Below are 26,502 nucleotides of genomic sequence, written 5' to 3'. Positions count from 1 at the left end.
CGCTTTCTTTTAGGTCGTTATCGTTTTCAAATGAAATAGCTGAATTGTTAGCAAATTTAATAGCGCATTAGCATTTTCGTACTCACAAAATTATCGTTTTCGCCTACCATTCCCTAATAGTTATCGTTTTTTAGCGTTCGTTAGGGGATTCGACCATGCAGGTAGGCTTCAAGGCACTCGCTGACCGCTACCGTATCGCGCTTGCACAGCCACTACGCGTCGAATCGGTAATCGGTACGACCCGTATGAGCCACGAGAGCAATGGACATGTCGAGCGTAAGTACCCCCTCAGCTACCAACCCTCGGACGACTTTGCAGGGCATTTCGAGTTCGGGCTCAAGTACGAAGAAATTCACCTTGAATTCTTCGCTCGCCTATTTGCTGCCGCCGGCCCCGAACCCGTTGAAGCCTGGTGCCGGCAAACGCCCTTTGGTCAATATGCCCGCCGCACCGGATTCCTGTACGAATGGGTAACCGGACGGCAGCTTGATGTGCCAGACGTGACCAATGGCGGCTATGTCGATGCTGTTTCATCGCAGCATTACCTGACCCGCGTTGAGCCTCTGAGGATACGACGCTGGCGCATCAACGATAATCTTCCCGGCGTGCCAGCGTTCTCCCCTCTGATCCGCCGTACCGAAGCTGTACAAGACGCGCTGCAGTTTGATCTGGGTGCAGCACTGCGAGAACTGAACCAGACCTTTGGCGCCGATATCCTGATGCGCACGGCAAGTTGGCTGACGTTCAAGGAGTCGCGTGCCAGCTTCTTGATCGAGAGAGAGGCAGACAAAGCCGACAGGATCCAGCGGTTTGCCCACGTGATCGCCAAATACTGTGGCCATATCGAGGATCCGTTGAGCAACGAAAGCCTGCACACGTTGCAAGCCGGTATTTTGGGAGGCGAGGCTCTCGGGCTGGGCTTGCGGCGCTCGCCGATCTTTGTGGGGCAGGCGACCATGCGCGAGGACATCGTGCACTACATTGCGCCGCAATTTGAGGTGCTGACGCAACTGCTCAATGGCTTGAAAGCATTCGAGCTGGCAACACGAGGTTCTGAGTCGCTGGCCCGGGCAGCTGTAATCGCTTTCGCCTTCGTGTATATCCACCCCATGCGGGACGGCAATGGTCGGATCCATCGCTTTCTTATCAACGATACGTTGATCCGTGATAATGCGGTGCCTGATGGCGTGATCCTGCCGGTATCAGCCACGATCACAAGTTCGATTGATTTTCGGGCACGTTACGATCGCACGCTGGAGGTGTTTTCGCGACCATTCATGCAACGCTACGCCGCGTCTTATCGGTTTGGCGAACTCGTCGTCTACGAGGACGGCACCCGCAGCAACCTGGTCTTTGATGACTATGAAGATGCGCAATTCGCGTGGCGCTATCCCGATTTGACTGAGCATGTCCTGTATACGGCACAGGTTGTGGCGCATACCGTCCGGACAGAAATGGCTGATGAAGCGCGTGTATTGGTCATTTTTCAGCGCGCTCAGGAGCAGCTCAAAGAAGTGCTGGAAATGCCGGATCAGGACGCAAACCGCGTCATTCGCTCGCTAAAGGAAAATGGCTGGCAGATATCGGGGAAATTGAAAAAAGCTTATCCGCAGTTGGAAGTTGCTCACTTAGCCGAACGGGTAGTGGAAGCGGTGCGATCCGCATTTGAAGAACAAGAATCGGGTAGCGTTAACGAGTGATCGGGATGGGCCTATGCGGCCACTCAACCCCGGGCACCCCATGCTAGTGCGTTACCCAGTCTGACACCGATCAAACGTTGGGAGCTGTCGAACCCCAGCCATGCTGCGATGGGATCACCTCGATCCCCCCGCCAACCCAACCCCCCGCATCACCGCTGCAACCGAGCCCGCCTTTTCTTCTTCGCATGAAAATGCCGAAAATGCGCATCCTGCGCCGCCGCCAGCAACTCCCGATCCCCACGCGTATCGCCCCAGGCCCGCAGCCGATACTCCCCCAGGTCCCCATACACCGCCTCAAGCCGCAACACCTTGTTCTCACACCGGCAGTTATTCCCGGTGAGCTTACCGGTCAGCACCCCATCCACCACCTCAAGCTCAGTCCCGATCAACTTGATCCCAAGACGATCGGCAAACGGCTGCAACACCAACGTCGGCGACGCCGAGCACAGCGTCACCACCGCGCCCGAACCCAACTCCTGCTCCACCGACAGCACGCCGGCCGGGCGCATCAACCGCGCCCAATTGCGCTGGCAATACTCCTCGGCCTTCTGCTGCACCCACGCCTTCTCCACCCCGGTCATAAAGGTGCGGATCAACTGCGCCTTCAACTCATCCCGGCTGATCTGCTGCAACAAAAAGCGCAGACCTGGCACCGCCAGCTTGACCATCCGGCCATAAAACTCACCGGTGCCAAAGGCGAACTTGAGGAACGGCACGAAACTGTCGTGGTGGGTGAGGGTGCCGTCGAAGTCAAAGACGGAGAGTACTTTGGCGTCAGCGGGGCCGGCTTCGAGCATGTCTGGGTTCACGGGTTGGCCTCGGTCCTATCTAGTATTTTTAGGTGCGTGTCAGGTGTGACAGCGGGAGATTACTCCCGTGCCAATCTTTGGACTTTTGTAGAGCCCGTCGATGAAGGCTACCGATACTTTATCGGTGCAACACTGATGGCAATTGGGATGCAAGGCTACAGCATTGCTTGTACGATCCGAACCCTTCTCGGCGAGGTGATCAGCGCGATGTGCTTCAAGAAATGGCAAATCAACGCGCATAAAAAAGCCCTGAACAAGTCAGGGCTCCTTGATGTTGCTTGGCTTAGGAGTTAATCCCAGCTCAGCGCGCCGCCTGTTTGGTACTCGATCACACGGGTTTCGAAGAAGTTCTTCTCTTTCTTCAAGTCCATGATCTCGCTCATCCACGGGAACGGGTTGGTGGTGCCCGGATACTCTTCCTTCAACCCAATCTGCGACAGGCGACGGTTAGCGATGAACTTGAGGTAATCCTCCATCATCGCCGCATTCATGCCCAGCACGCCGCGCGGCATGGTATCGCGCGCGTATTCGATCTCCAGCTGAGTCCCTTGCAGGATCATCTGGGTCGCTTCTTCCTTCATCTCGGCATCCCACAAATGCGGGTTTTCGATTTTGATCTGGTTGATCACATCGATACCGAAGTTCAGGTGCATCGACTCGTCGCGCAGGATGTACTGGAACTGCTCGGCGACGCCGGTCATTTTGTTGCGACGGCCCATGGACAGGATCTGGGTGAAGCCGCAGTAAAAGAAGATGCCTTCCAGCACGCAGTAGTAGGCGACCAGGTTACGCAGCAGTTCTTTATCAGTCTCGACAGTGCCGGTTTCGAACTTCGGATCGGAGATCGAGCGGGTGTACTTCAGGCCCCAGGCAGCCTTTTTGGCGACCGATGGAATCTCGTGGTACATGTTGAAGATCTCGCCTTCATCCATGGCCAGCGATTCGATGCAGTACTGGTAGGCGTGGGTGTGGATCGCTTCTTCGAAGGCCTGGCGCAGGATGTACTGGCGGCACTCTGGGTTGGTGATCAGGCGGTACACGGCCAGGACCAGGTTGTTGGCAACCAGGGAGTCGGCGGTGGAGAAGAAGCCGAGGTTGCGCATGACGATGCGGCGTTCGTCGTCGGTCAGGCCTTCGGGGTCTTTCCACACGGCGATGTCGGCGGTCATGTTGACCTCTTGCGGCATCCAGTGGTTGGCGCAGCCGTCGAGGTACTTCTGCCAGGCCCAGTCGTACTTGAAGGGCACGAGTTGGTTGAGGTCGGCGCGGCAGTTGATCATGCGCTTTTCGTCAACGGCGACGCGGGCGGAGGCGCCTTCGAGTTCGGCGAGGCCTTCGGCGACGTCGAGTTTGTCGAGGGCGGCCTTGGCGCGGACGATGGCGGCGGAGTCACTGGCGGTGACGGCGCGGGCTTCAAGGGCGGCGGCAGCGCCGGCACCGTCGAGGCGGTCCATGTTGGCTTCGGTGGCGTGGCCGGCGTTGGCGCCTTTGGTGGCTACCTCGCCTTCTTCTTCTTTGTCGAATTCGTCCCAGCTCAGCATGACGTGTCGTCTCCTGCGTGAGGGCTCAAAGGTGCCCGTGTGAAACCGGATGGTTGGGTGTTCACACGGCCCAGAGGCCGCGGTGGATCTTAAGGAATCGTTTGTTGCAGCAGCTAGCGCAGGCATTAAACGGAATAGGGTTACGGGTACTCTGCGTGAGGCTTGAGGTGCGGAGCGGTGCGTGCTTGCTCCTGCGGAGGCCTCAGTCTGGCTCTTCGTCCCTGTGTAAAGGGATATTGCAGGCCCGATTTACTCGCGCATTGTAGGGGAAAAAAATGGGTTTGTGTTGGGACGGATGGTCACGGAGACCGGCCAGAATGGCGTGTTTTTCGGCCAGAGTGCGGTTTTATAAGGCTTTGCTGGGGCTCGAAATTTTTGACGGACGGCGGGAGGTTTTTTGGGCGGGGGAGTGGGGTAAGGCTTTGCAGCGTGGTTGTGGCTATAACCGCTATCGCAGGCAAGCCAGCTGCCACATTTGATTTGCGGGATTCGAGGTGGGTCCTTGGCCGCAAGAACGATTTCTTGCGGCGACCAAGATCCGGGGTTAAACCTGACGTAATAAGTTATTACCCGTTAGAACAACCATTACCCATCACGTGATAGTTAAGAATATGACGCTGACCTTGCGAATCTTCATATTCCATCTTCACCGGTACAACTTCGCAAACTTCCGGGATGTTGCTCATCGATAATACTTTGGCGACGTCCAGATGGGTGCTGTAAGTGTAGTCCTCAACAATCGGCGCGCTCTGGCCGGCCAGTTCAGTCGGGGCCTCGTCGGCCAGGGCGGCGGTGGCGCACAAGCTGCTCAAGGCCATAACTAATAAAACTTTCATTTCTTTACTTACCTTCTTCAGGGCGAAAGGGGTCACGGGGCCCTTGTGAGGCCACGTGTGTAACTTAGGGTTGGTGAGTTCGGATTAACGTTGCCTTCGTGGGGGCTGTTACGTTGTCAATCGCAGTGCCTGTGTTGGCGGAAGTGATTCTAGGCGTGTGGGTTATATTCATATACCCGCACTTTTGATAAACACTTTTGGCGGTTTTTGTAACAATCCTGTGGTAAAGCTTTTTTCACAATGCTGCGAACCGCCGCAGCCCGCGGGCTAGGGGCGTGAACGGGGATGTCAGGGTAATTTGTAGGGGCTTGTTACTACCATCGTCGAATGGTTCTATAGGCCAGCCCCGGCTACAACAGGGCCATACAACAACAACTATGTCACCGAGGTAAGAAAGATGAGTGCGGCTTCCCTGTACCCCGTTCGCCCCGAAGTAGCAGCCAACACGCTGACTGACGAGGCAACCTACAAGGCCATGTACCAGCAGTCGGTGGTCAACCCCGATGGCTTCTGGCGCGAGCAAGCCAAGCGTCTTGACTGGATCAAGCCTTTCACCACGGTGAAGCAGACCTCTTTCGACGATCACCATGTCGACATCAAGTGGTTTGCCGATGGCACCTTGAACGTTTCCTACAACTGCCTGGACCGTCACCTCGCTGAGCGTGGCGACCAGGCGGCGATCATCTGGGAGGGCGATGACCCTGCCGAGAGCCGCACCATTACCTACCGCGAGCTGCATGAACAAGTCTGCAAGTTCGCCAACGCCCTGCGCGGCCAGGATGTGCACCGCGGCGATGTAGTGACGATCTATATGCCGATGATCCCCGAAGCCGTGGTCGCCATGCTGGCCTGTACCCGTATCGGTGCGATTCACTCGGTGGTGTTTGGCGGTTTTTCGCCGGAGGCCCTGGCCGGTCGCATCATTGACTGTAAGTCGAAGGTGGTGATCACCGCCGATGAAGGCATTCGCGCCGGTAAGAAAATTCCGCTGAAGGCCAACGTCGACGACGCCCTGACCAACCCGGAAACCAGCAGCATCCAGAAAGTCATCGTGTGCAAGCGCACCAATGGCCAGATTAAGTGGAACCAGCATCGCGACATCTGGTACGAAGACCTGATGAAAGTGGCCGGCACTGTGTGCGCACCCAAAGAGATGGGCGCCGAAGAAGCCCTGTTCATCCTTTATACCTCCGGTTCAACCGGCAAGCCTAAAGGCGTGCAGCACACCACCGGCGGCTACCTGCTTTACGCGGCCCTGACCCATGAACGTGTGTTCGACTACCGCCCAGGCGAAATCTACTGGTGCACCGCCGACGTCGGCTGGGTCACTGGCCACACCTACATTGTCTACGGCCCGCTGGCCAATGGCGCGACCACCTTGCTGTTCGAAGGCGTGCCGAACTACCCGGACATCACCCGGGTGGCGAAGATCGTCGACAAGCACAAGGTCAACATCCTCTACACCGCACCGACCGCGATCCGCGCAATGATGGCTTCGGGCACCGCTGCCTGTGAAGGCGCCGATGGCAGCAGCCTGCGTTTGTTGGGTTCGGTGGGCGAGCCGATCAACCCGGAAGCCTGGGATTGGTACTACAAGAACGTCGGCCAATCCCGTTGCCCGATTGTCGACACTTGGTGGCAGACCGAAACCGGCGGCAACATGATGAGCCCACTGCCGGGCGCTCACGCGCTCAAGCCGGGTTCGGCGGCACGGCCGTTCTTTGGTGTGGTGCCGGCGTTGGTGGATAACCTGGGCAACCTGATCGAAGGCGCCGCCGAAGGTAACCTGGTGATCCTCGATTCGTGGCCAGGCCAGGCGCGTACGCTGTTTGGCGACCATGACCGCTTCGTCGACACCTACTTCAAGACGTTCCGTGGCATGTACTTCACCGGTGACGGTGCGCGGCGTGACGAGGACGGTTACTACTGGATCACCGGGCGTGTGGACGACGTGTTGAACGTGTCCGGCCACCGCATGGGCACCGCCGAGATTGAAAGCGCGATGGTTGCGCACCCGAAAGTTGCCGAAGCGGCCGTTGTCGGTGTGCCGCACGACATCAAAGGGCAGGGCATCTATGTGTATGTCACGCTCAAAAATGGCGAAGAGCCGAACGAAGCGCTGCGCCTGGAGCTGAAAAACTGGGTGCGCAAAGAGATCGGGCCGATTGCTTCGCCGGACGTGATCCAGTGGGCGCCGGGCTTGCCGAAGACGCGCTCGGGGAAAATCATGCGGCGGATTCTGCGCAAGATTGCCACGGCTGAGTATGACGGGTTGGGGGATATCTCCACCCTGGCGGATCCGGGCGTGGTGGCGCATTTGATTGAGACGCACAAGACCATGAACGTCGCGTAAGCGCGGGATAGTCAGATAAAGCCCCATTCGGTGTAAGTCGGGTGGGGCTTTTTTGTGGGAATTGAGTCGATGCAAATCCCCAGTGGGAGCGGGCTTGCTCGCGAAAGCGGTGGATCAGTTGGCTCATATGTAGCTGACTCACCGCATTCGCGAGCAAGCCCACATTTGGGTTGTATTCCATCGCGGGCCTCGGTGGTGTTCTGACGGGCCGGGTTACTTCTAAACCAATAAATATCGGTTTCTCACGTAGGAGGTTTCTGAATGTTACCGTCGAACGCAAATGTGTAACCCCGCGCCCAAACATGAGGCAAAGTGCTACGCCCCCGCCCGCAAAAACCGCATTCCAGACACCCCAGCAAATAAGATTAAACGCCACACTTGCCGTGCCAGAAGGGTTTGCGAATAATAGGCCCGCAATTTGCAGCGTCTACAGGTTTAATGTCTTTTGTCTCTGCATAAAATCCAGAGGCTGTCAATAAGTTGGAACGGCTTTCTCGGTGCTTCTGTAAATTGTTGTCGCATTGAGGAAATATCGGCTTCCAGCCTGTCGTTAGAATGCCGATCACTCGCTCGTCGTCGCAGGTTTAACTGGCGTAGGACGCAGCACCGCAATTCGGTTTCCTTTAAGTCGCATCGTGGGCCATGGCTCATACTGCTGTTTTTGCCCTATACCGATGGAGTCCCAAGATGAAGAAACTCGTGCTGTTGGGCGCCCTGGCGCTGTCCGTGCTGTCCATGCAGGCTTTCGCTGAAGGCAAGCCGCTGAAAATTGGTATCGAAGCGGCTTACCCTCCGTTCGCCTCTAAAGCTCCCGATGGCAGCATCGTCGGCTTTGACTACGACATCGGCAACGCCCTGTGCGAAGAGATGAAGGTCAAGTGCACCTGGGTCGAGCAAGAATTCGACGGCCTGATCCCTGCGCTGAAAGTGCGCAAGATCGACGCGATCCTGTCGTCCATGTCCATCACTGAAGACCGCAAGAAGTCCGTGGACTTCACCAACCGCTACTACCTGACCCCAGCGCGCCTGGTGTTGAAGGAAGGCACTGCGGTCAGCGACAGTCTGGATGAACTGAAAGGCAAGAAAATCGGCGTGCAGCGCGGTTCGATCCATGACCGTTTTGCCAAGGAAGTCCTGGCCCCTAAAGGCGCCACGGTTGTGCCTTACAGCTCGCAGAACGAAATTTACCTGGACGTGGAAGCCGGTCGCCTCGACGGCACCGTGGCTGACGCTACCCTGCTGCAGGAAGGTTTCCTCGATACCCCAGCCGGCAAAGGCTACGCGTTCACCGGCCCGGCCTTCACCGACGCCAAATACTTCGGCGACGGCATCGGCATCGCGGTACGTAAAGGCGACAAGGAAAACCTGGACCGCATCAACGCTGCTATCGCGGCGATCCGTGCCAATGGCAAGTACAAAGAAATCGAGAAAAAGTACTTCAACTTCGACATTTACGGCCCTGAAGCCAAGTAAACCGTCGTAGCTGTCTGTCCTGAATGGCGCAAGCAACAGAGTTCCTGAGGTTTGCGCCATTTTTTCATCCCCCTTTTCGAGGACCTGAATCATGTTGAAAGGCTACGGGGCCGTCATCCTCGATGGCGCATGGTTGACGCTTCAGCTCGCCTTGTCGTCCATGGCCTTGGCCATTGTTCTGGGTCTGATCGGGGTCGCATTACGCCTGTCGCCGGTGCGCTGGTTGGCTTGGCTGGGTGACTTGTACTCCACGGTGATCCGCGGGATCCCCGACCTGGTGCTGATCCTGCTGATTTTCTACGGCGGTCAGGACTTGCTTAACCGCGTCGCGCCGATGCTTGGCTATGACGACTATATCGACTTGAACCCCCTGGCCGCCGGTATCGGCACTCTGGGTTTCATCTTTGGCGCCTACCTCTCGGAAACGTTTCGTGGCGCCTTCATGGCCATTCCCAAGGGCCAGGCCGAAGCCGGCCTTGCGTATGGCATGAGCAGTTTTCAGGTGTTTTTCCGGGTGATGGTGCCGCAGATGATTCGGCTGGCTATCCCTGGGTTTACCAACAACTGGCTGGTACTCACCAAGGCCACCGCGCTGATTTCGGTGGTGGGCCTGCAAGACATGATGTTCAAGGCCAAGCAGGCGGCAGATGCCACCCGTGAGCCTTTTACCTTCTTCCTCGCAGTGGCGGCGATGTACCTGGTGATCACCAGCGTGTCGTTGCTGGCCCTGCGTTATCTTGAGAAGCGCTACTCGGTAGGCGTAAGGGCGGCTGATCTATGATCTTCGACTACAACGTCATCTGGGAGGCCATGCCGCTGTACCTTGGCGGCCTGCTGACCACCCTGAAACTGCTCGCCATCTCGCTGTTCTTCGGCCTGCTCGCCGCCTTGCCCCTGGGCCTGATGCGTGTGTCCAAGCAGCCGATCATCAACGGTGCGGCCTGGCTCTACACCTATGTGATCCGTGGCACGCCGATGCTGGTGCAGCTGTTCTTGATCTACTACGGCCTGGCCCAGTTCGAGGCGGTGCGCGAGAGTTTCATGTGGCCGCTGCTATCCAGCGCCACGTTCTGTGCGTGCCTGGCGTTTGCGATCAACACCAGCGCCTACACCGCCGAGATCATTGCCGGTAGCCTCAAGGCCACGCCCAACGGCGAGATCGAAGCGGCCAAGGCCATGGGCATGTCGCGCTACAAGCTGTATCGCCACATCCTGCTGCCGTCGGCCCTGCGCCGCGCGCTGCCGCAGTACAGCAACGAAGTGATCATGATGTTGCAGACCACCAGCCTGGCCTCCATCGTCACCCTGATCGACATCACCGGTGCCGCGCGCACGGTGAACGCGCAGTTCTACCTGCCGTTCGAAGCCTATATCACCGCTGGTGTGTTCTACCTGTGCCTCACCTTTATCCTGGTGCGCCTGTTCAAGTTGGCCGAGCGCCGCTGGCTCAGCTACCTGGCTCCACGGAAGCACTGATATGGAACGTATCGATCACCTGTTGCCCTGGGGCCACCTGGGGTGCGAGCGCCAGCTGAGCGTGTTCCGCTTTGGCAAGGGCGAGCGCAAGGCGTATATCCAGGCCAGCCTGCACGCCGATGAATTACCCGGCATGCGCGCCGCGTGGGAGCTGAAAAAGCGCCTGGCCGAGTTGGAACAGCAAGGTGCGCTCAATGGCGTGATCGAGCTGGTGCCGGTGGCCAACCCGATGGGCCTGGGTCAGTTGCTGCAAGGCAGCCACCAGGGCCGTTTCGAAGTGGGCAGCGGCAAGAACTTTAACCGCGATTTCGTCGAGTTGAGCGAGCCGGTCACTGAGTTGCTCAAGGGCAAGTTGGGCGATGATCCTCACGCCAATGTGCGCTTGATCCGCCAGGCCATGAGTGATGTGCTCAGCGCGTTGCCAGAGCCGAGCAGCCAGCTGCAAGGCATGCAACGCATCCTGCTGAGCCACGCTTGCACCGCCGATGTGGTGCTCGACCTGCATTGCGACGCCGAAGCCGCACTGCACATGTATGCGCTGCCGCAGCACTGGCCGCAGTGGCGCTCGCTGTCGGCGCATTTGGGGGTGAAGGTCGGCCTGCTGGCGGAAGATTCCGGCGGCAGTTCGTTTGATGAAGCCTGCTCGCTGCCGTGGCTGCGCTTGTCCCAGGCGTTCCCCGAAGCACAGGTCCCGCTGGCCTGCCTGGCGACGACCCTGGAACTGGGCGGCCAGGCCGACACGGGTCGTGACGAGGCGATCTTCCACGCCGAAGGCATTCTCGCGTTTCTCGCCGAGCAGGGCTTGATCAAGGGGGAATGGCCCGCGCCACAGTTCGAACCCTGCGAAGGCATGCCTTTTGAAGGCACCGAGCTGCTGTTCGCACCCCACGCCGGGGTGATCAGCTACCTGCGTAAAGCCGGTGAGTGGATCGAAAAAGGCGAGCCGATTTTTGAAGTGATTGACCCCCTGGACGACCGCGTGAGCACCGTTTGCGCGGGCACCTCGGGGGTGTTGTTTGCCGTTGAACGGCTACGTTATGCCCAAGCGGGTTTCTGGCTGGCCAAGGTGGCGGGGCGCGAAGCGCTGCGTCACGGGCGCTTGCTCAACGACTGACCACCTGTTTTTGTGAGAACCGACCGCATGTACAAACTTGAAGTCCAAGACCTGCATAAACGCTATGGCAGTCATGAAGTGCTCAAAGGCGTGTCCCTGGCCGCCGCGGCCGGTGATGTAATCAGCATCATTGGTTCCAGTGGTTCGGGCAAAAGTACCTTTTTGCGCTGCATCAACCTGCTCGAGCAGCCTCACGCCGGCAAGATTCTGCTCAACAATGAAGAGCTGAAACTGGTGGCCAACAAAGACGGCGCCATGAAGGCCGCCGACCCCAAGCAGTTGCAACGCATGCGTTCGCGCCTGTCCATGGTGTTCCAGCATTTCAACCTGTGGTCGCACATGACCGCGCTGGAAAACGTCATGGAAGCGCCGGTGCACGTGCTCGGCATGTCGAAAAAAGAAGCCCGTGAAAAGGCCGAGCACTACCTGGCCAAAGTTGGGGTGGGCCATCGTAAGGATGCGTTCCCCGGCCATATGTCGGGCGGTGAGCAGCAGCGCGTGGCAATCGCACGTGCCTTGGCGATGGAGCCGGAGGTGATGCTGTTCGATGAACCCACCTCGGCGCTCGACCCGGAACTGGTCGGCGAAGTGCTCAAGGTGATGCAGGACCTGGCCCAGGAAGGCCGCACCATGGTGGTGGTGACCCACGAAATGGGCTTTGCCCGTGAAGTGTCGAACCAACTGGTGTTCTTGCACAAAGGTATCGTTGAAGAGCGTGGCAACCCGAGGGAAGTGCTGGTGAACCCGCAGTCCGAGCGTTTGCAGCAGTTCTTGTCGGGTAGCTTGAAATAATCAGGACTGCTTTTATGCACTGAAATAGTGCATGCTCAACAGTCTTGAGGTTGACGCCGATCCCCTGTGGGAGCTGGCTTGCCTGCGATAGCGGTGTATCAGAAACAGATATACCAGCTGACCCAGTGCTATCGCAGGCAAGGCAGCTCCCACATTTGATCTCCCTATGTTTTGAGATTTGTGTTGGTTTACGGGCTAGCATTAGCCCTTGTCTTCATTACCGTTCTTCGTTTCGGATAGCCCTCCATGACCGCCCATAAAATTGGTTTCCTGATTTGGCCCAGCACAAAAGCCCTGACGCTTGCGCTGGCTGAGGAGGCCTTGCGCGTTGCTCAGCGGGTGCATCCGGACGTGGTCTACGAGCTGTCGTTTTTGCTCGCGGAACCGGCGGCCGAAGGCGCATGGCAACTGCCGGGCGAGCCGTGGGCCGGTAAGCTCGAGGGCTTCCAGAAGCTGTTCCTGCTGGCGGACGAACCGCCGACCGTCATCGCCTCGCAACTGAGCACCGCGCTCAAGCAGCTGGTTCGCGCCGGTTGCGTGATTGGCGGCTTGTCGGCGGGTGTGTACCCGCTGGCCCAGCTCGGCCTGCTCGACGGCTACCGCGCCGCCGTGCACTGGCGCTGGCAGGACGATTTCGCCGAGCGTTTCCCCAAGGTCATCGCCACCAGCCATCTGTTCGACTGGGACCGCGACCGCCTCACCGCCTGCGGTGGCATGTCTGTGCTCGATCTGCTGCTGGCAGTACTCGCTCGTGATCACGGCGCCGAACTGGCCGGTGCAGTCTCCGAAGAGCTGGTGGTGGAGCGCATTCGCGAAGGCGGCGAGCGCCAGCGCATTCCACTGCAAAACCGCCTGGGTTCCAGCCATCCGAAGCTGACCCAGGCGGTTTTGTTGATGGAGGCGAATATCGAGGAACCGCTGACCACCGATGAAATCGCCCAGCACGTCTGTGTATCGCGACGACAACTCGAACGCATCTTCAAGCAATACCTCAATCGCGTCCCCAGCCAGTACTACCTGGAACTGCGCCTGAACAAGGCGCGCCAGATGCTCATGCAAACCAGCAAGTCGATCATTCAGATCGGCCTGTCGTGCGGCTTTTCCTCGGGGCCGCATTTCTCCAGCGCCTACCGCAACTTCTTCGGCGCCACACCCCGTGAAGACCGCAACCAGCGGCGCAGCAGCAGCCCGTTCGAGCTGTCGTCGGTGCCATCCGAGCGCGGTTGAGCATTTTTTATTCCTCCCCCTCTTCTTCGGAGCCGGTGTCGGCCAGCGTCGCCTCGGGCTGTCGAGCTTCGGGTACGTCAAAGTCCACGGCCGTACGCCGGTAGTAGTGGCGCAGCTTGTCTATCGTCCCGGTAGAGAAACGGTTGCCGCCGAGATTGAAGCCGTCAGCCCTGTCAGCGTCCAGTTCAAACAGGTCGTCAGGAAGCTCGGTCATTCGGTTGTTTCTCAGGCTCACCACATCGAGGCGGGGCAGGTTGAACATCCCGTGAGGGGGCTCGGTGAGGCCGGCGCTTTCAATCATCAGGGTTTCCAGTCCGGACATTTTGCTGATGTCGGGGGAAATGCCCAGGTCTGTGTTGTGACTCAGGTCCAGGTATTCAAGGGTGTGCAGGTCGCTCAAGTCTGCGGCGCTTTTTTGCGTCAAACGGACCGTGCTTTGAGTCAGGTTGAGCCGCTTGAGCTTCGGCAGCTTGAATACGCCGGCGGGAATGTCTGGCAGTGCATACCGATGGATAAACAGGCTCTCCAGGTTGGGAAAACGCTCGATAAATCCCGCGGGGATCGATGTGGTGTCCTCCCCCCTCAGTTCCAGCCTTGAAATATGTTCGAAATCGACCCTCAGCACCGGCAGATCGCCGAGCAGCGGCACGGCTAATGTCATGTTGTGGGAGGTGGTGGGTGGCTCATGCTCTGCATTCAGGCTGGTCTCCCTGCGCCAGCCTTCCTCAATCAATGCCTTGAGTTGGCCTCGCAGGACTTGTTGTCGCGCCTGCGCGTCTTCGTCCATTGGCGCCCCCTCGTGCGGGTCGGGTACGTTTGCCGCCCATTCTCCCAAGTCCGCTTGCAGGCGCTCGTAGTCGACTTTCAGGCGTTCCAGGATTGCCATGGAGTCATCCAACCCACCGGGCAGCTTGAAAATAAAGTTATTGGCTTCAGTGGCGGTGTAGCTGGGGTAGAGCTCGAGGACCCGCTGGCGCTCGGCAGGATGGGCGTCTGCGCCAAAGTGTTCGCCGGTTCTCTGGCAATAGCGTTTGATGCGCTCCAGCGTGGCGCGAGACAGCGGGTTGCCTGACAGATCAAAGACTCTGGCGGTTGCGCGGGGCACGCTGAAGGCGGCCTCGGGTAGCCGCCTCAAATAGTTGTTACTGAGGTCGGCACGCGTCAACCGAGGGCGGTTGAGCAGGCCTTCGGGGAATTGGGAGATATTGGTCTGGCTCAGATTCAGTGTCTGCAAGTCGGCCAGGGCTCTGAGGTCGGGTGTGAGCGACAGTTGGTTGTTGTCAGACAGGTCCAGATGGCGAAGCCCGGTCCGCGTGGCAAGGTCTGCACGATTTTGAAGGGACAGGTGAAGGTTGCAGTTGCGTAACGTCAGGCTGTCGAGGTGGGGCAGCCCAATGACCTCTGGGGGGATTGTGTTGAGGGCAATATCGCGGATAGCCAGCGTTCGCAGGTTGGGGAAGTGCGTGAGGAACGCGGGTGCGTCCCGGGTGGTGCGGTAGCCCCTCAGACTCAGGGTGGAGATGAACTTGAAGCGTGTATTGAGTGTGGGGAGTTCGCCGTACAGCGGCGGCAGGTGCAACTGGTGGCCCTCGCTGAAGGCTGGATCCGGTGGGGTTTCATGACGCCAGGCGCGGATCAGTTCGCGCGTCCATCTCCAGCGATTGAGTTGCTCATCGGCGATCGTCGAGGGGGGGAGCGGTATGTCGGTACCCTGAAGGGTTTGCGGCGTGTTGGAGTTCCAGGTCGAAAGGCTGTTTTCTAACTGTAAAAATTCGTTCTTCAAGTATTGAAGCGTTTGCAGGGGGGAGCCGGGCCGGTACCTCATGAAGTTCAATGCGTTGGTCACTTGTGCTGGGCTCAGGCTCGGGTACAGCTCATGTAATAACTGAGTCTCCAGAGGGGGGCTCGGGGTTGCCGGGCTGCTGCCGTAGCCTTCCATGCCGCCGGGCAGGCGCATCAGGGCCGGGTCGTAAGAGGGTTTACGCACGGGGGCTTCGGCCAGCAGAGTGCCCAGCGCTTCACGCGCCAGCGTGTGTTGACGCAAGGTTTGCCTCAGCAGCGGACCCTGGCCGATATGAATGCCCAGTGCGTTGCGCTGCGCGTCCGGCAGTGCCTGGAGAACGGCGGTGTAGAAGTCGGTTGCGCCAAACAGGGTGCCCTTGCCGTCTTCGGGAATGTAATCGCCCTCGACAGTGCACACGAGCGTGCGGTGTATCGGTGCCTGGGGGCTGCCGATAGCATCGCGTACCTTGCCGGTACGGCTGAAGTCGGTGACTACCAGGCGCACCTGCGGCGACCATCCCGGCAGGTTTTCCAGCGAATGCAAGGCAAGACGGTGTGTGTCATTGCTTTCCAGGGCGTCCATGTACAGCCCTTCATGGGCCCGACTGATGCGCACTTCATGGGCAGCCCAGCGTGCGCGCTCTATCACCGATGCGGGCACTTTGCCTTGGTCGATGCCCGATAGCTCTTCCCCGGTCGCACCGCGTAATACTTCTTCGGCAGCGCTCGTCGGCAGGCCGGAGGTGGTGTCGATGACTTTTTGCAGGCGTGCGGTATCGATGATTTCCTCTTTTCGATAGCGCGAGTCAAACAGGCTGGCACGTTTGTCCTGGGCTTGGCGTGCCAAGCGTTTGCGCAGCGTGGCAATACGCACGTTCATCGGGGTGGTGGGGCTGCCGAACGCCTCTTCAAGCAGGGTTTTGCGTTCTGACTCGTCCAAGGTTTCCAGCAGGGTTTGCAGCAGGTCGCCATTGTTCATCTGGGCTTCGTGTATTTGTGCAACAGCGGCATCTTTGCGGCCTTGGTGCTCCCAGACAGTTTCACCTTTTGCGTTGAGAAACCGCAGGGTCTTGGATTCAGGCCATAAGCCGGTCTGGCTGAGCAGCCACAGTTGGGTCTGTGGGTCGGCTTTTTGATAAACCTGAGGATCGTCACTGTTCATCTGGTCGATGAAGGCTTGTAGCTGCTCATCGATCTTGACGCGCTTGAGCGTGTCAATCAGCAGTGGGGGCGGCGACTGGTGGTCCAGGTGCATTTTGCGCAGGGCCGCATCATCGGTCCCGCTGATGCGGTGGGCCAGTTCAAGGCCTGCCTCACTGATCCCCTCGGCCGGCGGCCCGAGGCGGCGCAGCAGGGTGGTGCGATCCCAGGTCAGCGGGCGATCCCCTGGGGTTATCCAGGCACCCTTGCCATTGCCGATTATCCGCGGGCGGTAGGCGTGCGCATGGGTGGGGTGTGCAAGGAAAGCGTTGCCCGCGTGTTGCGTGACAGAAAAATGCTGCCCGTTGAGTGCCAGGACTCGTTTGCCTGCATGGGCATGCAGCCCCTGCGCGTCTGCGCGTGCCGCCGGACCCAGTTGAATCTCATGGGCATAGGGCTTCAGGTCGCGGTTCCACAGGCGGGTTTTGCCGCCGGCAGTGACCGGCGTGAGTGAGTCGAAAAAGTCCCACAGCTCCTTCGGTAGCGCCTGTCTCAGCAGGCCCTCGGCAATCGGTGCGCCGACCGCGAACATGCCCAGTTGAAGCATTTGTTCAAGGATGGACATCAGGTGCCCGAATGCCTGCTTCTTGAGCCCTTCTGCCCAACCGATGATGCCTTCGAAGACTTCATCAAGCAGTTGATAGGCGGTATAGCCGAGCATCAGCAACCCCAGCGGTGGAATGAAGGGCGCGGCAATGAACGCGGCGATTTCGAGAATGGCTTTACCGATTTTTTGCACAATGTCCCAGCGTTGCCAGCGTGCCTTGCTATCGGCGTCGGCGGTCGAGATGGCTGTCACCCGCGCATCATTGAGCAGCTTGTTGAGTTTGCTTTCGTACAGGTGTTGGTAAAGATCGCCGGTGATTTTCTCTGCGTAAAATTGCAGTCGGGGTTGGGCTATCGGCTCGTCGCGCCAGGTGGGTCGTGGATCACCGACGCTGTGCTCGTGCCAGACCACTTGCGATAAGCGGCTGTTGAGGCCGGCAAAGAAGTAGCCACGGTGCTCCTGGTTGACGAAACGGCTGAAAAACGCCTGGTAGTCGGTGTTGCGTAGCTTGTTGGCCAGATCCTGCATAAATGCTGCGCCGTTGACGTAGTACTTGAGCGGGGACTGTGGGTCGCCGGGGATGTAGGCCACGACCGGGGCTGCACTGCGGTGTAACTCCAGGTCGGGAGCGAACAGTACGATGCCGGTCAGCGGCGCGTTCATCAGGTTAAGGTCGTGGCTGAGCAGTGCCTTGCCGGCAAGCTCGGCGCCAAGGTTATTCAGACAGCGGCCAAGTGCATCAAAGACCGGGGGCGTCACATCCTTTTTGAGACGGGCCATTTGCAGGCTCGTTTGCGCATCGGCTTTCAGGCTCTGGATGACTTTGTTGCGTAGCCGGGTTTTGAGAACAGCGTCCTGGAACCCGAAAAAATGCTTGAGGTAGCGCTGATAGTGCGCGCCGATATCCAGCTGGCGGCACAACCCGATGAATTGCGCGATGCTGATCTGCTCGCGCAGCCCCGGCAGCGTGTCGAACTGCCCGGTGGTGGACGGTTCGGTAATGAAGGTTGACTCTGCGGTGTAAGCCGTTGTTTTGCCTTCGTCCGCGTCGAAGTTGTGCAGCGCGGCCTCCACCAGCGACACGGTCCAGGGTTTGGCGCCCGTCTCGAGGGGCGCCAAGGGTAAAGTCAAAGGCTTATACAGGCGCAGATAGGTGGTAGTGACATTGGACTCAACGTCAAACTGCTGCTTGAGTGCCTCTTGCAGTAACGGTGCCGCGAAGGCTTGGGGGGACTGGAGCGTTGCGAAGGCCGTATCGAGCCGGTTTTGCGCCTCCCAACTGGTCTGCACGGCTTTTTTCAGGGGGGCGTGTTGTGAGCGATTGGCTTCATCCTGCCAGGCGGCAAATTCCAGTGGGATGTTTTTCAAGGCTTGACGCCTGTCGCTCGAGGCATTTCCAAGCCATTTCGGCAGGCGCGTATGAACCCCGGCGGGCACTCGGCTCGCTGCTTCTACAAGGCGTTGGGTGATAGGGGTTAAAGTCAGCGTGGACATGCGGCGAATCCTTCGGTGAGTGAATTTACCGTCATCACATCAGCCTGACGGCCGCCGGGGCTGTAGATAGATGAAGCAAGCAGAGAAATCAGCGAGCCGTGCCTCTGCCTCTCCAGCAACACACCGTTTAAACTGCGCCATTGCGATGCTATTTGTCGCATTGGCGTAAACCCGCCAAAATCGCGGGTTGGCGCTATAAGAAGTTGTCGCTTGGCGGCAAGGCCCTACTGAAAACTGTCCTTACAATCCCTGCATCGCCCGCCAGTTCCAGGCAGGCGTTCCTCTTCAGGAGACTCCGATGTCCGTTGAGCAAGCCCCGGTGCAACGTGCCGATTTCGACCAGGTCATGGTTCCCAACTACGCACCTGCTGCCTTCATCCCCGTACGTGGCGAAGGTTCGCGCGTGTGGGACCAGGCCGGTCGCGAGCTGATCGACTTTGCCGGCGGCATCGCGGTCAACGTATTGGGCCACGCCCACCCGGCGCTGGTCGGGGCTCTGACCGAACAGGCCAACAAGCTGTGGCACGTCTCCAACGTCTTCACCAATGAGCCGGCCTTGCGCCTGGCGCATAAGCTGATCGACGCCACCTTTGCCGAGCGGGTGTTCTTCTGCAACTCCGGCGCCGAAGCCAACGAGGCCGCGTTCAAGCTGGCCCGTCGCGTCGCGTTCGACCGTTTCGGCACCGAGAAGTACGAGATCATCGCCGCGCTGAACAGCTTCCACGGCCGTACCCTGTTCACCGTTAACGTCGGTGGCCAGTCCAAGTATTCCGATGGTTTCGGCCCGAAAATCACCGGCATCACCCACGTGCCTTACAACGATCTGGACGCGCTGAAAGCGGCTGTTTCGGGCAAGACCTGCGCCGTGGTGCTGGAACCGATCCAGGGCGAAGGCGGCGTGTTGCCGGCCGAGCTGGCTTACCTGCAAGGCGCCCGTGAACTGTGTGACGCGAACAACGCGCTGCTGGTGTTCGACGAAGTGCAAACCGGCATGGGCCGCAGCGGCCACCTGTTTGCCTATCAGCATTACGGCGTGACGCCGGACATCCTCACCAGCGCCAAGAGCCTGGGCGGCGGTTTCCCGATTGCGGCGATGCTCACCACCGAAGCGCTGGCCAAGCACCTGGTCGTTGGCACCCACGGCACCACCTACGGCGGCAACCCGCTGGCGTGCGCGGTGGCCGAGGCGGTGATTGACGTGATCAACACCCCTGAAGTGCTGGCCGGTGTGAACGCCAAGCACGACCTGTTCAAGGCCCGCCTGGAGCAGATCGGCAAGCAATACGGCATCTTCACCGAAGTGCGCGGCATGGGCCTGCTGATTGGTTGCGTGCTGAGCGATGCGTTCAAAGGCAAGGCCAAGGACGTGTTCAACGCGGCCGAGAAAGAGAACCTGATGATCCTGCAAGCCGGCCCGGATGTGGTGCGTTTTGCGCCGAGTCTGGTGGTGGAAGAGGCGGACATCAACGAAGGTCTGGACCGTTTTGAACGTGCTGTAAAAGCACTGACGCAAGTTTGATCTACCGCTCGGCGCCTGGCGATCGGGCGTCGAGCAAAAATTCTATATGCCGGACCGAGTCAAATGTGGGAGCTGGCTTGCCTGCGATAGCATCACCTCGGTGCAACTGACAGACCGAGTTGCCTGCATCGCAGGCAAGCCAGCTCCCACATGGATCTGCTTGCACATCGAGATGTATGTGAACTCAGATCTCGTGTCCGGCATTTTTCCCTCTATGAAGTTTTCGAGTTAAGGAGTGACACCATGCTGGTGATGCGCCCCGCGCAAATGGCTGATCTGGGCGAGGTACAGCGTCTGGCTGCGGACAGCCCGATTGGTGTCACCTCCTTGCCGGATGATGTGGAACGCCTGAGCGACAAGATCGCTGCCAGCGAAGCGTCCTTCGCCGCCGAGGTCAGTTTCAACGGTGAAGAAAGCTATTTCTTCGTATTGGAGGACACCGAGACCGGCAAGCTGGCGGGCTGCTCGGCCATCGTCGCCTCGGCCGGTTACTCGGAGCCGTTCTACAGCTTCCGTAACGAGACCTTCGTGCACGCCTCCCGCGAGCTGAAGATCCACAACAAGATCCACGTGCTTTCCCAGTGCCATGACCTCACCGGCAACAGCCTGCTCACCAGTTTCTACGTGGTGCCGGAACTGGTCGGTTCGCCGTGGTCGGAACTCAACTCCCGTGGCCGCTTGCTGTTTGTCGCCAGCCACCCCGAGCGCTTTGCCGACTCGGTGGTGACCGAAATCGTCGGCTACAGCGACGAGAACGGTGATTCGCCGTTCTGGGACGCCATCGGCCGCAACTTCTTCGACCTCAACTACGCTGCCGCCGAGCGCCTGTGCGGGCTGAAAAGCCGTACATTCCTCGCCGAGCTGATGCCGCACTACCCGATCTACGTGCCGCTGCTGCCGGACGAAGCCCAAGAGGCGATGGGCCAGGTGCACCCGCGTGCGCAGATCACCTTCGACATCCTGATGCGTGAAGGCTTCGAGACCGACCACTACATCGACATCTTCGACGGTGGCCCGACGCTGCATGCGCGGGTCTCGGGCATTCGCTCCATCGCCCAGAGCCGCGTGGTGCCGGTAAAGATCGGCGAAATGGCCAAGGGTGTGGGCCGCCAGTACCTGGTGAGCAACGCGCAGTTGCAGGATTACCGTGCGGTGATGCTGGAACTGGACTATGCGCCCGGCAAACCGGTGACCCTGGACCTGGCAGCCGCCGAGGCCTTGGGCGTCGGCGAAGGCGCAAGCGTGCGCTTGGTAGCGGTTTAAAAGCAGAGTTTCGCGGGTGGCCTGAAGCAGGCGGCCCGTCTGAGGAGATAGCATGATCGTTCGTCCCGTACGCAGCAGCGATTTACCGGCCCTGATTGATCTGGCGCGCAGCACCGGCACCGGTCTCACCACCTTGCCGGCCAACGAAGAGCGCCTGACCCACCGGGTTGGCTGGGCGGAAAAAACCTTTCGCGGCGACGCCGGGCGCGGCGATGCCGACTACCTGTTCGTGCTGGAAAACGACGAAGGCCGCGTGGTGGGGATTTCCGCCATTGCCGGCGCTGTCGGCCTGCGTGAGCCTTGGTACAACTTCCGGGTCGGCCTGACGGTCAGCGCTTCCCAGGAGCTGAATATCTACCGCGAGATTCCGACGCTGTTCCTGGCCAACGACCTTACCGGTAATTCCGAGCTGTGCTCGTTGTTCCTGCACGCCGATTACCGCACCGGCCTCAACGGCCGCATGCTGGCCAAGGCGCGCTTGCTGTTTATCGCTGAATTCCCGCAACTGTTCGGTAACAAGATCATTGCCGAGATGCGCGGTGTGTCCAACGACGCCGGACGCTCGCCGTTCTGGGAAAGCCTGGGCCGCCATTTCTTCAAAATGGAGTTCAGCCAGGCCGATTACCTCACCGGCGTGGGCAACAAAGCGTTTATCGCCGAGCTGATGCCGAAGTTTCCGCTGTACAGCTGCTTCCTGTCGGAAGACGCACGCAACGTAATCGGCAAGGTCCACCCGGACACCGAACCTGCGCTGAGCATGCTCAAGAGTGAAGGTTTCAGCTACCAGGGCTATGTCGACATCTTCGATGCCGGCCCTGCGGTGGAATGCGAGACCAGTAAGATCCGCGCGGTCCGCGACAGCGAAGCGCTGGTGCTGGCGATCGGCACGCCCGGCGACGATGCCACCCCGTTCCTGATCCATAACCGTAAACGCGACGATTGCCGCATCACCGCCGCCCCCGCGCGGCTGGCGGCAGGCACCCTGGTGGTCGATCCGCTCACCGCCAAGCGCCTGCAGCTGATCGCCGGTGATCAAGTGCGTGCCGTACCGTTGTCCGCTGCCCGGGAGTCGAAATAATGAATTCGCTGTATATCGCAGGGAGCTGGCTGGCCGGCCAGGGTGAACTGTTCGAATCGCGCAACCCGGTGACCCAGCAAGTGCTGTGGGCCGGCAATGGCGCCACCATCGAGCAGGTCGAATCCGCCGTGCAGGCCGCGCGCCAGGCATTCCCGGCGTGGGCCAAGCGCCCGCTGGAAGAACGCATCAGCGTGCTGGAAGCCTTCGCCGCCACCCTGAAAAGCCGCGCCGATGAAATCGCCCGTTGCATCGGCGAAGAAACCGGCAAACCGCTGTGGGAATCGGCCACCGAAGTCACCAGCATGGCCAACAAGATCGCGATCTCGGTGCAAAGCTACCGCGAACGTACCGGCGAGAAGAGCGGCCCGTTGGGCGACGCCACCGCTGTATTGCGTCACAAACCTCACGGCGTGGTCGCGGTGTTCGGTCCGTACAACTTCCCTGGCCACTTGCCGAACGGGCATATCGTCCCGGCCTTGCTGGCGGGCAATACTGTGCTGTTCAAACCGAGCGAGTTGACCCCTAAAGTCGCCGAGCTGACCGTGCAGTGCTGGATCGACGCCGGGTTGCCGGCGGGTGTACTGAACCTGCTGCAAGGCGCGCGGGAGACCGGTATCGCGCTGGCGGCCAACCCAGGCATCGACGGGTTGTTCTTTACCGGCTCCAGCCGCACCGGCAATCACCTGCACCAGCAGTTCTCTGGGCGCCCGGACAAGATCCTGGCCCTGGAAATGGGCGGCAATAACCCGCTGGTGGTCGACGAAGTGGCCGATGTGGACGCGGCGGTCTACACCATCATTCAGTCGGCGTTTATCTCCGCCGGCCAGCGTTGCACCTGTGCCCGCCGTTTGCTGGTGCCAGAAGGCGCCTGGGGCGATGCGTTGCTGGCGCGCCTGGTGGCGGTCAGCGCGACGATTGAAGTGGGTGCGTTTGACCAGCAACCGGCGCCGTTCATGGGCTCGGTGATCTCCCTCGGCGCCGCCAAAGCCTTGATGGACGCCCAGGAGCTGATGCTGGCCAACGGCGCTGTGGCGTTGCTGGAAATGACTCAGCCTCAGGATCAGGCCGCCTTGCTGACCCCAGGCATCATCGATGTGACGGCCGTGACCGAGCGTGAAGACGAAGAACTGTTTGGCCCACTGTTGCAAGTGATCCGCTACGCTGATTTTGAAGCGGCGATTGTCGAGGCCAACAACACCCAGTACGGCCTGGCCGCGGGTTTGTTGTCGGATTCTGAGGCACGCTACCAGCAGTTCTGGCTGGAAAGCCGCGCGGGCATCGTCAACTGGAACAAACAGCTGACCGGCGCCGCCAGTACCGCGCCGTTCGGCGGGGTAGGGGCGTCGGGCAACCACCGCGCCAGTGCGTATTACGCGGCGGATTATTGTGCGTACCCGGTGGCGTCGCTGGAAACGCCTGACTTGGTTGTTCCAGCCACACTCACCCCCGGCATTACGCTGAGCTAAAGATGCCACCTATCGAGTGTGGGAGCGGGTTCACAGATAAAGACCTGTGGTGTGCTGAAGATTGCCTATAAAAACAGATGTTCGTGGAGCCTCGCCGATGAAATCCTATGAAGTCAATTTTGACGGTCTAGTGGGGCCGACCCATAACTACGGCGGTTTGTCCTTCGGCAACGTCGCGTCCCAGAGCAACAGCCAGCAGCATTCCAATCCCAAGGAAGCTGCGTTGCAGGGCCTGCAAAAAATGAAAGCCCTGATGGACATGGGCTTTGTGCAAGGCGTGCTTGCGCCGCAGGAGCGCCCGGACGTGGCCGCTTTGCGCAACCTTGGTTTCAACGGCACCGATGCTCAGGTGATTCAGCAGGCGGCCAAGCAGGCAATGCCTTTGCTGGTCGCGAGCTGCTCGGCGTCGAGCATGTGGGTAGCCAACGCCGCCACCGTCAGCCCGAGCGCTGATACGGCCGACGGCCGCGTGCATTTCACTGCTGCCAACCTCAATTGCAAATACCACCGCAGCATCGAACACCCGACCACCAGCCGTGTGCTGGGCGCGATGTTTGCCGATGAAAAGCACTTCGCTCACCACGCTGCGTTGCCGGCGGTGGCGCAGTTCGGCGACGAGGGTGCGGCCAACCATACGCGCTTCTGCCGTGAATACGGTGAGGCCGGCGTTGAGTTTTTCGTGTTCGGTCGCAGTGCGTTCGACCCCCGCTACCCGGCGCCACAGAAGTACCCGGCGCGTCAGACGCTTGAAGCGTCCCAGGCTGTCGCACGCCTGCACGGCTTGAAGGATGAGGGCGTGGTCTATGCCCAGCAGAACCCAGCGGTGATTGATGCCGGTGTATTCCACAACGATGTGATCGCGGTGGGCAACGGTGAAGTGTTGTTCTATCACGAGGACGCATTCCTCAATACCGAGCAGATGCTTGGCGAGCTGCAAGGCAAACTGGGCAAGTTGGGCGGCAACTTCCAGTCTGTTTGCGTGCCCCGCGCCCAGGTCAGCGTCGAGGACGCAGTGCGTTCCTACCTGTTCAACAGCCAGTTGCTGACCCGTGCCGACGGCTCAATGCTGCTGATCGTGCCGGAAGAGTGCCGCGCCAACGAACGCGTCTGGCACTATCTGCAAGGCCTCACGGCTTCCGGCGGGCTGATTCGCGAAGTGAACGTCTTCGACCTCAAGCAAAGCATGCAGAACGGCGGTGGTCCGGCGTGCCTGCGCTTGCGCGTAGCTTTGAACGAAACCGAACTGGCGGCGGTGAATCCAGGCGTTATCATGACTGCACCGTTGTACGAAACCCTGACCCAATGGGTCGACAAGCACTACCGCGACAGCCTGCGTGAAACCGACCTGGCTGACCCGCAATTGCTGCTGGAGTGCCGGACGGCATTGGATGAACTGACGCAAATCCTTAAACTGGGCTCGGTTTATCCTTTCCAGATCAATTAATGCCGCATGGCTGAGAGTTATTTTATGACCACCGACACCCTGAAACTGATCCTTGAAGACACCGACGGCACCCAGCTGGAAACCTCCTGCACCCGCGTCGCTGTGGTCTGGCAGGGCAAGGAAATCTGGATTCAGCACGACGGCCGTGGCCAACTGCTGATCGGCGTAGACGTGGAAGAAGGCGACGCCGAATACGCCAACCTGCTGATGCGCCCATTGGCCACCAACCTGATGAGCCTGCAGCTGGAAATGGAACCGGCCGACGTTGAAGGTGATGACGACGATCACGTCCACGGCCCAGGCTGCAACCACTAAGGAAGCTGCGTATGCTCGCCCTCGGCAAACTGCTTGAACTGACCCTCGCCGGACGTGAACCGGCGCAAAAAATTCAACTGACCGTCGACGGCGTGCAAATGCGCTGGCTCAGCGAGGGTGCACTTGAAGTGCGCCCGCCGCAAGCCCAGGACAAAGGCGGGGACTTACTGCTGTCGTCCGGCATCCATGGCAACGAAACCGCGCCGATCGAACTGCTCGACCGCCTGTTGCATGGCATCGCCCGTGGGGAGATCAAACCCCGCAATCGTATTCTGTTCCTGTTCGGCAACCCCGAGGCCATGCGCCGCGGCGAGCGTTACCTCGAACTGGACGTCAACCGGCTGTTCAACGGCCGTCATGAAAAAAACATCGGCCCTGAAGCCATGCGTGCCGCCGAGCTTGAGCAATTGGCCCGCAGCTTCTTCAGCGTGCCTGACCGTTCGCGCCTGCATTACGACCTGCACACGGCCATTCGCGGCTCGAAGATCGAGCAGTTCGCCCTGTATCCGTGGAAGGAAGGTCGCCAGCACTCTCGTAGTGAGCTGGAACGGCTGCGTGCCGCTGGCATGGAAGCGGTGTTGTTGCAGAACAAAACCTCGATCACCTTCACCGCGTTTACCTACGAGCAGTTGGAAGCCGAGGCCTTCACGCTGGAACTGGGCAAGGCGCGACCGTTCGGGCAGAACCAGGGTGTGGACGTGTCGCGCCTGGAAACCCGCCTCAAGCAGATCATCGAAGGCACCGAGCCTGAGACCGATAGCCTTGAAGGCCTGAAGCTGTTCGCCGTTGCGCGGGAAGTGATCAAGCACAGCGATGCCTTCCTGATGCACTTGCCGACGGATGTGGAAAACTTTTCGGAGCTGGAAAAGGGCTATCTGCTGGCCGAAGACGTGGCCAAGACCCGTTGGGTGATCGAAGAGGAGGGCGCGCGCATCATATTTCCCAACCCGAAGGTGAAGAATGGCTTGCGGGCGGGGATATTGATTGTGCCGACGACGGACGCTGGTTTGGTCTGAATCTAAAGGTCCACCGCGATCAAATGTGGGAGCTGGCTTGCCTGCGATAGGCACAGG

19 protein-coding genes are annotated in these 26,502 nt (G+C 59.6%); 15 read left to right on the top strand and 4 right to left on the bottom strand.

The window, feature by feature from the left end; genetic code table 11:
- Nucleotides 1-155 precede the first annotated feature (155 nt).
- Complete coding sequence (locus AB4O35_RS27835) at nt 156-1,700, top strand: Fic family protein (RefSeq protein ID WP_065875416.1); 1,545 nt, start codon at nt 156-158, stop codon at nt 1,698-1,700.
- A gap of 149 nt (nt 1,701-1,849) precedes the next feature.
- On the opposite strand, the gene AB4O35_RS27830 is transcribed toward AB4O35_RS27835, so the two are convergent.
- From AB4O35_RS27830 to AB4O35_RS27820, 3 genes are all read right to left on the bottom strand, one after another.
- Nucleotides 1,850-2,497 carry an HAD-IB family hydrolase gene (locus AB4O35_RS27830; protein WP_065875417.1) on the bottom strand — a complete coding sequence of 216 codons (648 nt, stop codon included), beginning with the start codon at nt 2,495-2,497 and terminating at the stop codon, nt 1,850-1,852.
- A gap of 302 nt (nt 2,498-2,799) precedes the next feature.
- Nucleotides 2,800-4,050, bottom strand: a complete 1,251-nt coding sequence (locus AB4O35_RS27825; protein ID WP_049711875.1) for a ribonucleotide-diphosphate reductase subunit beta — start codon at nt 4,048-4,050, stop codon at nt 2,800-2,802.
- Between the two features lie 566 nt (nt 4,051-4,616).
- Nucleotides 4,617-4,886 carry a DUF2790 domain-containing protein gene (locus tag AB4O35_RS27820; protein WP_065946023.1) on the bottom strand — a complete coding sequence of 90 codons (270 nt, stop codon included), beginning with the start codon at nt 4,884-4,886 and terminating at the stop codon, nt 4,617-4,619.
- Nucleotides 4,887-5,283: 397 nt separating this feature from the next.
- On the opposite strand from AB4O35_RS27820, the gene acs reads away from it, so the two are divergent.
- The 7 genes from acs (at nt 5,284) to argR (ending at nt 13,321) form a co-directional block, all read left to right on the top strand.
- A complete protein-coding gene (gene acs, locus AB4O35_RS27815; RefSeq protein WP_065874011.1) occupies nt 5,284-7,239 on the top strand; it encodes an acetate--CoA ligase in 1,956 nt (651 codons plus the stop codon).
- 687 nt (nt 7,240-7,926) lie between these two features.
- Nucleotides 7,927-8,712: an ABC transporter substrate-binding protein gene (locus AB4O35_RS27810; protein ID WP_065874010.1), complete on the top strand. Its 786-nt coding sequence runs from the start codon at nt 7,927-7,929 to the stop codon at nt 8,710-8,712.
- A gap of 91 nt (nt 8,713-8,803) precedes the next feature.
- On the top strand, nt 8,804-9,493 hold the full coding sequence (locus AB4O35_RS27805) for an ABC transporter permease (RefSeq protein WP_032886746.1): 690 nt from the start codon (nt 8,804-8,806) through the stop codon (nt 9,491-9,493).
- Nucleotides 9,490-10,188 carry an ABC transporter permease gene (locus tag AB4O35_RS27800; RefSeq protein ID WP_460149406.1) on the top strand — a complete coding sequence of 233 codons (699 nt, stop codon included), beginning with the start codon at nt 9,490-9,492 and terminating at the stop codon, nt 10,186-10,188. Before AB4O35_RS27805 ends, AB4O35_RS27800 begins: the two co-directional genes overlap by 4 nt.
- A gap of 1 nt (nt 10,189) precedes the next feature.
- Nucleotides 10,190-11,302, top strand: a complete 1,113-nt coding sequence (locus AB4O35_RS27795) for a succinylglutamate desuccinylase/aspartoacylase family protein (RefSeq protein WP_065881349.1) — start codon at nt 10,190-10,192, stop codon at nt 11,300-11,302.
- A 27-nt stretch (nt 11,303-11,329) separates the two neighbouring features.
- Complete coding sequence (locus AB4O35_RS27790) at nt 11,330-12,094, top strand: ABC transporter ATP-binding protein (RefSeq protein ID WP_005790637.1); 765 nt, start codon at nt 11,330-11,332, stop codon at nt 12,092-12,094.
- Nucleotides 12,095-12,340: 246 nt separating this feature from the next.
- Nucleotides 12,341-13,321 carry a transcriptional regulator ArgR gene (gene argR, locus AB4O35_RS27785; RefSeq protein WP_049711881.1) on the top strand — a complete coding sequence of 327 codons (981 nt, stop codon included), beginning with the start codon at nt 12,341-12,343 and terminating at the stop codon, nt 13,319-13,321.
- 7 nt (nt 13,322-13,328) lie between these two features.
- On the opposite strand, the gene AB4O35_RS27780 is transcribed toward argR, so the two are convergent.
- The gene (locus AB4O35_RS27780; protein ID WP_256531184.1) at nt 13,329-18,218 is read right to left on the bottom strand and encodes a leucine-rich repeat domain-containing protein; all 4,890 of its coding nucleotides are present in this window, start codon (nt 18,216-18,218) and stop codon (nt 13,329-13,331) included.
- A 424-nt stretch (nt 18,219-18,642) separates the two neighbouring features.
- Here AB4O35_RS27780 and AB4O35_RS27775 point away from each other — a divergent pair, with 424 nt between their 5' ends.
- From AB4O35_RS27775 to astE, 7 genes are all read left to right on the top strand, one after another.
- Entirely contained in the window at nt 18,643-19,863 is a 1,221-nt protein-coding gene (locus tag AB4O35_RS27775; RefSeq protein WP_065874006.1) for an aspartate aminotransferase family protein, read from the top strand.
- Between the two features lie 243 nt (nt 19,864-20,106).
- Nucleotides 20,107-21,126, top strand: coding sequence for an arginine/ornithine succinyltransferase subunit alpha (gene aruF, locus AB4O35_RS27770; protein WP_027607766.1), 1,020 nt, complete (start codon nt 20,107-20,109; stop codon nt 21,124-21,126).
- A 52-nt stretch (nt 21,127-21,178) separates the two neighbouring features.
- Nucleotides 21,179-22,204, top strand: coding sequence for an arginine N-succinyltransferase (gene astA, locus AB4O35_RS27765; RefSeq protein WP_065874005.1), 1,026 nt, complete (start codon nt 21,179-21,181; stop codon nt 22,202-22,204).
- Nucleotides 22,201-23,670, top strand: a complete 1,470-nt coding sequence (astD, locus tag AB4O35_RS27760) for a succinylglutamate-semialdehyde dehydrogenase (RefSeq protein ID WP_175403033.1) — start codon at nt 22,201-22,203, stop codon at nt 23,668-23,670. The genes astA and astD overlap by 4 nt, the downstream gene beginning before the upstream one ends.
- A 97-nt stretch (nt 23,671-23,767) precedes the next feature.
- The gene (astB, locus tag AB4O35_RS27755) at nt 23,768-25,114 is read left to right on the top strand and encodes an N-succinylarginine dihydrolase (RefSeq protein ID WP_065881346.1); all 1,347 of its coding nucleotides are present in this window, start codon (nt 23,768-23,770) and stop codon (nt 25,112-25,114) included.
- A 24-nt stretch (nt 25,115-25,138) separates the two neighbouring features.
- A complete protein-coding gene (locus tag AB4O35_RS27750) occupies nt 25,139-25,429 on the top strand; it encodes a hypothetical protein (protein ID WP_003214319.1) in 291 nt (96 codons plus the stop codon).
- Between the two features lie 11 nt (nt 25,430-25,440).
- Nucleotides 25,441-26,445, top strand: a complete 1,005-nt coding sequence (gene astE, locus AB4O35_RS27745) for a succinylglutamate desuccinylase (RefSeq protein WP_065946021.1) — start codon at nt 25,441-25,443, stop codon at nt 26,443-26,445.
- Nucleotides 26,446-26,502 lie beyond the last annotated feature (57 nt).

It is taken from the genome of Pseudomonas sp. H1_A03 (assembly GCF_054685145.1).
This window is presented reverse-complemented; position numbering and strand designations above follow the sequence as displayed.

Excerpts from the sequence above, each read along its gene's own strand:
- AB4O35_RS27795 (WP_065881349.1), top strand. The coding sequence starts at position 10,190 with ATGGAACGTATCGATCACCTGTTGCCCTGGGGCCACCTGGGGTGCGAG.
- AB4O35_RS27750 (WP_003214319.1), top strand. The coding sequence starts at position 25,139 with ATGACCACCGACACCCTGAAACTGATCCTTGAAGACACCGACGGCACC.
- AB4O35_RS27830 (WP_065875417.1), bottom strand. The coding sequence starts at position 2,497 with ATGCTCGAAGCCGGCCCCGCTGACGCCAAAGTACTCTCCGTCTTTGAC.
- AB4O35_RS27800 (WP_460149406.1), top strand. The coding sequence starts at position 9,490 with ATGATCTTCGACTACAACGTCATCTGGGAGGCCATGCCGCTGTACCTT.
- aruF (WP_027607766.1), top strand. The coding sequence starts at position 20,107 with ATGCTGGTGATGCGCCCCGCGCAAATGGCTGATCTGGGCGAGGTACAG.
- astB (WP_065881346.1), top strand. The coding sequence starts at position 23,768 with ATGAAATCCTATGAAGTCAATTTTGACGGTCTAGTGGGGCCGACCCAT.
- AB4O35_RS27805 (WP_032886746.1), top strand. The coding sequence starts at position 8,804 with ATGTTGAAAGGCTACGGGGCCGTCATCCTCGATGGCGCATGGTTGACG.
- AB4O35_RS27775 (WP_065874006.1), top strand. The coding sequence starts at position 18,643 with ATGTCCGTTGAGCAAGCCCCGGTGCAACGTGCCGATTTCGACCAGGTC.
- AB4O35_RS27825 (WP_049711875.1), bottom strand. The coding sequence starts at position 4,050 with ATGCTGAGCTGGGACGAATTCGACAAAGAAGAAGAAGGCGAGGTAGCC.
- astA (WP_065874005.1), top strand. The coding sequence starts at position 21,179 with ATGATCGTTCGTCCCGTACGCAGCAGCGATTTACCGGCCCTGATTGAT.
- astE (WP_065946021.1), top strand. The coding sequence starts at position 25,441 with ATGCTCGCCCTCGGCAAACTGCTTGAACTGACCCTCGCCGGACGTGAA.
- AB4O35_RS27790 (WP_005790637.1), top strand. The coding sequence starts at position 11,330 with ATGTACAAACTTGAAGTCCAAGACCTGCATAAACGCTATGGCAGTCAT.
- AB4O35_RS27835 (WP_065875416.1), top strand. The coding sequence starts at position 156 with ATGCAGGTAGGCTTCAAGGCACTCGCTGACCGCTACCGTATCGCGCTT.
- AB4O35_RS27810 (WP_065874010.1), top strand. The coding sequence starts at position 7,927 with ATGAAGAAACTCGTGCTGTTGGGCGCCCTGGCGCTGTCCGTGCTGTCC.
- acs (WP_065874011.1), top strand. The coding sequence starts at position 5,284 with ATGAGTGCGGCTTCCCTGTACCCCGTTCGCCCCGAAGTAGCAGCCAAC.
- argR (WP_049711881.1), top strand. The coding sequence starts at position 12,341 with ATGACCGCCCATAAAATTGGTTTCCTGATTTGGCCCAGCACAAAAGCC.
- AB4O35_RS27820 (WP_065946023.1), bottom strand. The coding sequence starts at position 4,886 with ATGAAAGTTTTATTAGTTATGGCCTTGAGCAGCTTGTGCGCCACCGCC.